Source organism: Syntrophales bacterium (genome assembly GCA_030655775.1).
In the GTDB taxonomy this organism is placed as follows: domain Bacteria; phylum Desulfobacterota; class Syntrophia; order Syntrophales; family JADFWA01; genus JAUSPI01.
Genome location: JAUSPI010000014.1, coordinates 1 through 7,868 on the forward strand (window position 1 = coordinate 1; position 7,868 = coordinate 7,868).

Consider the following 7,868-nt stretch of genomic DNA (forward strand, 5'->3'; position numbering starts at 1 on the left):
CTGTATGTGTAACTGTTGCCGGAAGTAGAAAAATGTCAAAAATCGTAAGATCTGAAATAATAAGGTGCGACAGGAGTGAATTGACATCGTATTATAATTCTGATGTTGTAGGTGTCGAAGCATGCGGAGCACTTAAAAATAGAGTGGCAAATAAAAAGGGTGTTGCTGATTGTTTAAAACTTGGAAATTCTATTCCCGGGACGATATTTGCCAGGTCAGGTGTTGAGATAAGATCGCTGTCGAAGTTGCTGGGTGGAAGTTTCCAGTCGTTTTACGGACAGGCAGGGGTAGGAGATCTGTATGTTACCGTTTCTTCAGAGGCAAGTAAGAATTATAGATATGGTAAACTTTTCTACGAATTATTCAACGAAAATCCTATAGAGACAGATATCAATGTGATGAGTAAAATTGATGGAACTCCCGAAGGTCCCAACACAATCAGGAATGTATATAGATATCTTGAGAAGAAGAATATGTATAGCCCTTTATTTGACTGTGCCTATAAAATATTCAACGAAGGTGGCACCAGGGAGGAGATTAAAGAAAAAGTAATACAGGCCTGCCAGTTTGACAGGAGGGATAAGGAATATATCGGATTGATGTCAAGGCTTTTATATAAATTGTTTCCCAACCTGTGGTACAGGAGGAATGAAGGGTTTTTGTCAAGGCATTAAGTTCTTTTTGATGGAAAACTTGCAAACCTCTCTTTACATTTCCAATTCTATATTACGCCAATGACTCGATTTCAAGTTTCGGAACCAGGGTTTCATTCGCTTTACTGAGACGTTCGGATGCCGCATACACTGCAACCGACGATGACTCTTCCGCTGGTGCTAAAAAACGATCGGCTGCTTCGATGAGGGATTTTGTTGATGTTTCAAAGACACGATTGCGGAAGTTCTGACGATCTTTATCAGTAATGCCCGCAAAGTTGCGGATCATAGCTATGTATCCCCTGCCTGATGGGTCCATCGGCCTGTCGAGCAATCCTATGGTGCCGATAATTGCTTTTTCAAGTTCTTCTGCTTTAATTATGTTTCCTGATATAAAGGAGACGGCGCCGTCATAGACCTTCAGTGTTTCAACTAAGTGGGGATCCCTGTATGAGAGGAATGAAAAGTTGCCGCACATCGGGTCATACTGTGACATCCCGCCATATGCCCCGCCCTGGACTCTGATATTCTTATAGAGATAACTGCTTGAGAGTTGCCGTGCCATGACCATGAGGGTTGGCGAGAGTGGATCTGAATATGTCGGCGCCGGAAAGACCTTTGCCACATAACAGACCTGTGCGGGTATGGCAACACCGCGGTATTTCGAGTGCAATTCGGGAATAGAAGGAACCCCTCGACTTCCGCCACCGGCCAGTCGCCCTGCCAGACCTTTTATACTTTCAATAATGAGATCAATTCCTTCGGAATCTCCCGTCAGGTTCAGAGTGAGCCGCTCCTTCCGGAAGATCCTCTTTTGCAGGCGGGAGAGCTTTTTAGAAAGCTCTCCTTTCCGGTTTCCGAACCCTTCGGAGATCATTTTCAGGAATTTAAGCTGTGTCCTTCCGTTCCACTGTTCATCGCGATATGCCGGTGTGGAAAGTGCTGCGGCGGCAGTCCGGTGTGCAAAGAGATGACCGGAGGGAATCACAGCAGAATGTAAATTGTTTTTGGCCTCCAGGATCAGGTTCCGCATGCGTTCCTCATCTGAGAGATCTCCTTCCGTCAATATGTCTGAAACGATATTTACGGCATCGGGCACGTTTCGGTGGAGCGCCTTTGTCCTGAAGATTATCTTCTGCCAGTTGTCTTTTCCATCTGTGGTCATACCTGCTGTGAGATTGTGCCAGAGCCCCCCTGTGTTCAAAGTAATCCGCCGTGCCATTTCCTCGTAGCCAAGACCCGCCGCGCCCATGCCGGCGGTAAGCTTTCCCAGGAGAGGGAGATAGGGCTGCAGATTTTCAGGAATATCGGAGACGTCAAAGGCGATATCAAGATAAGCGATGCCATTTGCAAAGATTTCATGTTGTAGTGCGGCAATTCCTGCAATTGTAGTTTCTTCAGTTGGGATTTTATCTGTAATTCGAGGTATATTTTCTAAATCCAGTCTTGGCAGCGTAGCCAGTGCCTCAGGTGTGTCCGGTTCCATCTGCGTCTTTTTGAGCGAAAAAGACTTGCTTCTAATATCTTCCAGTTTCTTTGGCGAAAGTGAAGCCTTGAATCGAGACATCCTTTTTCCGAATGCGGCTTCTCTTTCCCCGGTATAGGTCTGGCTCGGTTCCATGATTGAGAGAAGTCGATGAGGGTTGTCGATAAACCATTTCTGAACAACTTTCTGAAAAAGCCGGGGTTCTTCTTCCCATCTTTTTCTGATTTTCTCTATTGTCTGAGGGAATTTAAGGCCGACCATCGGGTCACCGTCGTAAAGCCAGGTATGGTAAACCCTTCCCATAAGTGTAATGCCGTACGGTATCCGGTTGCGAACGATCTCTTTGCCGCCAAATTCCACCCGGTGAAGCACACCTTCAATCACCTCCCGTTCAAAACCGGTCTCTGCCACCTTTTGCAAAGTCTCAAGGATCAATTCTTCAATATGTTCTGACTTGTCGGGATCAGTTCCTCGAATCCCCACAGCGAATGCAACCTGTTTTAGGTCCTGCTCAAGGCCGGTCACGGGAGAGAGGTCTTCGCCAAGGTTTGAATCAATCAGGGCCTTGCGAAGCGGCCCCGCCGCACTACCGATCAGTGCTCCGGATACAATCTTTAGAAGAAGCACGGTTTCATGATCGGTATTTTCTGTCATCATCCACGCCATATTTACTGTGGTCTTTCTTTTAAGGTTCTCTCCCTTCCCGATGGGATATAGGCCATGCTTTCTGTATGGTTTTTCCCACCGCCTTTGAGTTTCAATGTCGGAATTGACCTGCACATAATCAAAGCCGGACAACATCTCTTTTAAAAAAACCAGGTGATCCTCTGTAGAAATATTCCCGTAGAGGAAAAAACGGGCATTTGTTGGTGAATAGTAGGTATGGTGAAATTTCTTTAACTGTTCATAGGTAAGAGATGGAATCACATCAGGGTCTCCTCCTGAATCAAAGGCATATGTGATATTCGGATAGAGGTTTTTCTGGATTGCCTTGTACATAAGGGCATCAGGAGAAGAATATGCTCCCTTCATCTCATTGTATACAATCCCTGAGATTTTGAGGTCACTCTCAATCTTTTCAGTATCTTCAAATTCCAGATGGTGGCCCTCTTGATTGAAGGTTTCTTTTGAAAGAAGCGGTTTCAATACGAGGTCAGTGTAAACTCGTGCCAGATTAAAGAAATCGGACCGGACCTGACTTGCAACAGGATAAATCGTCTTGTCCGGATAGGTGAAGGCGTTGATAAAGGTCTGGAGCGTCCCCCTGGCCAGTTCGTTGAATACATCTTTCAACGGGAACTTTTCAGAACCGGCGAGGACAGAGTGTTCCAGAATATGCGCAATACCCGTTGAGTCTTCGGGAGGAGTACGGAACCCAATGGAATAGAGGTTCTCTTTATCGTCACCATGGAGGTGGAGGACCTTGGCACCGGTCTTAACATGTTCTATCTCGTATGCCGTAACCCTTATATCGGGTATCTGTTCAATCCTCAGTACATGAAAGCCATGCTTTCTTTCACCGGTTTTGAGTGTTGGTTCGGGACAGTATTTAAGCTTGTTCATTTCCCCCCTTTTTTATCGATTTTGACCGGGGAGCGTGCCCGCAAACCCCGCCTTGTAGGCAGGGAGCGTCACAGAACCCCGTTGATTATCATTAAAATTTATCGAGATTGTCAATAACCGTTGACTCATAATTTAATGTTACCGAAAAGGACAAAGTGATCGTTGGCTGTTATGATTATCTTTATAGCATGAGTTGAAGACTTTTTTAAGTTTTGATTTCTTTCCTAAGATTGTTAATTCAAGGCCAAAAAAGGTATTTTTTCTTGCACATATCGGTAGGTCTTCATTGTTAATTCTACAATTATGTAGATTGTTTGGCGGGGGCACTTTTCTCTCTTGTCGTTTTGTGTCTAAGTATACCTAATAATATCATTACTATATGCTTCTTTTAATTTTTTTAACGTGATGGCATCATAATTGCGTACTACTATAGGGGTTGCTCTGCGTGGCATACAGCGACAACTAAAACATATAATTACGAGAATCTGTTTTGGAGGATAAAATTATAAGTATTTACGAGAAAGAAAACGGGTTTCTTCCAGGCATTGAAGACGTGAAAAGTCTTGTATAGCGAAAAACAAAAATGCTACGGTTGAACCGTCCTGGAGGAGAGGCCGGGATCGGCACTGAAACGTCTAAAAATCATAAGAATTGATTCAATTACTGATGCAGAGTTTAAAGGTGGACAGAATTATCCCCGACATCTGTTCGGTCGTTTTGTCGAACTGATGAAAAAAAAGAGAGGAGCAGGGGTTAACGCATGAAAGAATTGGTTGCCGTTTTTGATTTCGGTTCACAGTATGCTCAACTTATCGCGCGAAGGATACGAGAACTTGGTGTATATTCCGAAATAGTTCATCATACAATTACAAAGGATGAGCTGATGACGCTGAATCCGAAAGCGTTGGTGTTGTCCGGTGGACCTGCTTCCGTTCTCGAACCGGAGCGTCCCGGGTTCGATGAGGGCATCCTGGATCTCAATATTCCGATGTTCGGTATATGTTACGGGATGCAACTGTTGGCACGGTTGTTGAGCGGCACCGTGAAGAAGGGGAGGAGCGGCGAATATGGACCGGCTCAAATGGATGTATCCGATACGGCATCAATCTTTAAAGGATTGGATTATCGGCTTGACGTCTGGATGAGTCATGGCGATCATGTGACGGTCGTACCCGATGGCTTTAAAATTCTGGCACAAACAGCTGCCTGTTCTATTGCTTCGATGGGTAACGATGCCAAAAAGATATACGGAGTCCAGTTTCATCCCGAAGTAGTTCACACGCTTCAGGGAATGGATATACTTCGGAATTTTCTTTACCATGTCGCAGGCTGCCGGGGTGGCTGGACCATGAGCAAATTTGTTGAAGAATCCGTGGAAAGGATACGATCTCAGGTTGCCGATTCAAGCGTTATTTGTGCTCTCTCCGGCGGGGTTGACTCCTCTGTTGTGGCGGCGCTTATCGACCGTGCCATCGGCGACCGGATGAAAGCGGTTTTTGTGGATAACGGATTGCTCAGGGCACGTGAGGTCGATGAAATTGATTCCATGTTTACAGACGATTATCCCCTGAATATTACTATTGTCGATGCGAAGAAGGAATTTCTGGATGCCCTGGAAGGGATAACTGACCCGGAAGAGAAGAGAAAAATAATCGGAGAAACGTTTATCAGAATATTTCAGGCCGAAACAAAAGATATCCAACATGCAGACTTTCTGGCACAGGGTACCCTCTACCCGGATGTTATCGAAAGCCGCTCCGCCCATGGAGGACCATCGGCAACGATCAAGAGTCATCATAATGTGGGGGGACTTCCTGAAGATTTGCAGTTTGAATTGATCGAACCGCTGAAAGAACTTTTTAAAGATGAAGTGAGGATTTTAGGCAAAGAGTTAGGACTTCCAGACAAGCTTTTGAAACGAAAACCGTTCCCCGGTCCGGGCCTGGCTGTGCGGATTATCGGTGAGGTTACTGAGGCAAGCCTGGTGGTGCTCCGTCATGCCGACAGCATCGTCAAGGAAGAAATACTCAATTACGAAGGTTTCGAAGATGTGTGGCAGGCTTTTGCCGTACTGTTACCGGTCAAGACTGTTGGAGTTATGGGAGACGAACGAACGTATGCAAATGTGGTCGCCCTCAGGATAGTATCAAGTCTTGATGGTATGACGGCGGATTGGGTAAGACTCCCCCATGATGTTCTGTCAAGAATGTCTTCGCGGATTATAAACGAAGTCCGCGGCGTGAATCGAGTGGTATATGATATCAGTTCGAAACCGCCAAGCACGATAGAATGGGAATAAAATTAGAGATATGTCCAAGCGAACAGATATCAAGAAAATGCTCCGTCACTCGGTTTGGAAAAAAGTATTATAAGTGAAATACTCGTCTAAGAATCGGTCCTCGGATGGAAAGAATAAAAGCTTGAAATTATGAGGGATAATAAGGACAATAAGGTAAGGTGTTTTTATTGAGTCGTCACTTTTTACTGCCTTTTTACTTTTAAGGGAGAAAAGAGAGCATAAAATTTAATAAAGGAGTGAATTTATGGAAAAAACAGTAAAATTGATTGTTGATGGTAAAACATATGAGTTGCCTATAGTTGAATCTACGGAGGGGAATAATGCGATCGATATTTCCAGCCTTTCTAAAGCGACGGGTTTGATAACTCTTGACCCGGGTTATGGAAACACCGGCAGTTGTAGTAGCAGTATCACGTACCTGGATGGGGAAAAGGGGATTTTAAGATACCGGGGCATCCCCATAGAGCAACTGGCAGAACAGTCCAGTTTCGTTGAAACGGCGTATCTTTTAATAAATGGTGATCTGCCGACGAATGATGAGCTTAACAGTTTTTCAATTATGCTGAATGATCATTCACTCGTCCATGAGGATGTGAGACATTTCTTCGAACGTTATCCTAAGGGGGCACATCCGATGGGTATCCTTGCGTCGATGGTGAATGCCTTACGTGCGTTTTATCCTGAGATTCCCGAGACATCGGAAGAGGATGAAATCGAAAAAATGTTTGCCCGTCTCTTGTCCAAGCTGAGGACTCTGGCAGCTATGTCCTACAGAATTTCCATGGGTCTTCCGGTAGTGTATCCATCGTGCTACCTCAGTTATTGTGCCAATTTTTTAAACATGATGTTTGATTCATCCGTCCGCCCTTATGTCATCGATGATGATATGGTGCAGGCCCTCAATGTATTCTGGATTCTCCATGCCGACCATGAACAGAATTGCTCTACATCCGCCGTACGGATGGTAGGGAGTGCTCGTGTCAATTTGTACGCGGCTATTTCCACGGGGATCAGCGCTTTGTGGGGACCCCTGCACGGAGGAGCTAATCAGGTTGTTGTAGAAATGCTTCAAGAAATTCATGACGCCGGTGGAGACCCTGCGCCGTTCATAGCCAGAGCAAAAGATAAAAACGACCCGTTTCTTTTAATGGGATTCGGCCACAGGGTTTATAAAAATTATGACCCACGGGCTCGAATCATGAAAGAGATGGCAGACAAAGTTCTGGATAAGATTGAACGACATGATCCTCTCCTTGATGTAGCGAAGAGACTGGAAGAAGCTGCTTTGAAGGATCCGTACTTGATTGATAACAGGCTCTACCCCAACGTGGATTTCTATAGTGGAATTGTCCTGAGTGCTCTTGGAATACCAATCAATATGTTTGCGGTAATGTTTGCGATAGGACGTCTTCCCGGGTGGATCAGTCAGTGGAAGGAAGGTCGTGAGGATCCCGTAACCAGGCTTCATCGTCCCCGTCAGGTATATGTTGGGCCTAAAAAGAGGGATTATATGCCACTAAACGAAAGAGGCTAAAGATATACTCTCTAAAATAGACATTGAAAATAAAGACTGTCCTCCCCATCCCGTAGGACAGCCGTCTCGGCTGTCTAAGCGATTCACCATTATGGACAGGCGGGACGCCTGTCCTACTGCGCTGGAAGGGTCAATGTCTATTTTGGGGATACTCTCTGTATTTTACATGGTGTTATATTAAATGTAAAATTAGCAAAATTTTGTCCCCAGCATAATCCTCACCGTGAAAAACAGTTCTTCTCAATGAACTACCACACCGCAAGCAGCGGGGCATTAAACCCTGCAGATTTCGCATCGCACTTCAAGTGATTAGAGTAATCCGTGTAATCTTTG

4 protein-coding genes are annotated in these 7,868 nt (G+C 45.1%); 3 read left to right on the top strand and 1 reads right to left on the bottom strand.

All coding sequences use genetic code 11. The features are described 5' to 3' along the window. Positions 1-674: hypothetical protein (locus Q7J27_00550; protein ID MDO9527630.1), on the top strand; the 674-nt coding region annotated here is incomplete at its 5' end. 52 nt (positions 675-726) lie between these two features. Here Q7J27_00550 and Q7J27_00555 read toward each other — a convergent pair. Next, positions 727-3,702: an insulinase family protein gene (locus Q7J27_00555; GenBank protein ID MDO9527631.1), complete on the bottom strand. Its 2,976-nt coding sequence runs from the start codon at positions 3,700-3,702 to the stop codon at positions 727-729. A 760-nt stretch (positions 3,703-4,462) separates the two neighbouring features. Here Q7J27_00555 and guaA point away from each other — a divergent pair. Together guaA and Q7J27_00565 are read left to right on the top strand one after the other, a co-directional pair. Beyond that, on the top strand, positions 4,463-6,001 hold the full coding sequence (gene guaA / locus Q7J27_00560) for a glutamine-hydrolyzing GMP synthase (protein ID MDO9527632.1): 1,539 nt from the start codon (positions 4,463-4,465) through the stop codon (positions 5,999-6,001). A 244-nt stretch (positions 6,002-6,245) separates the two neighbouring features. Next, positions 6,246-7,535, top strand: a complete 1,290-nt coding sequence (locus tag Q7J27_00565) for a citrate synthase (protein MDO9527633.1) — start codon at positions 6,246-6,248, stop codon at positions 7,533-7,535. Positions 7,536-7,868 lie beyond the last annotated feature (333 nt).

Excerpts from the sequence above, each read along its gene's own strand:
- Q7J27_00555 (MDO9527631.1), bottom strand. The coding sequence starts at position 3,702 with ATGAACAAGCTTAAATACTGTCCCGAACCAACACTCAAAACCGGTGAA.
- guaA (MDO9527632.1), top strand. The coding sequence starts at position 4,463 with ATGAAAGAATTGGTTGCCGTTTTTGATTTCGGTTCACAGTATGCTCAA.
- Q7J27_00565 (MDO9527633.1), top strand. The coding sequence starts at position 6,246 with ATGGAAAAAACAGTAAAATTGATTGTTGATGGTAAAACATATGAGTTG.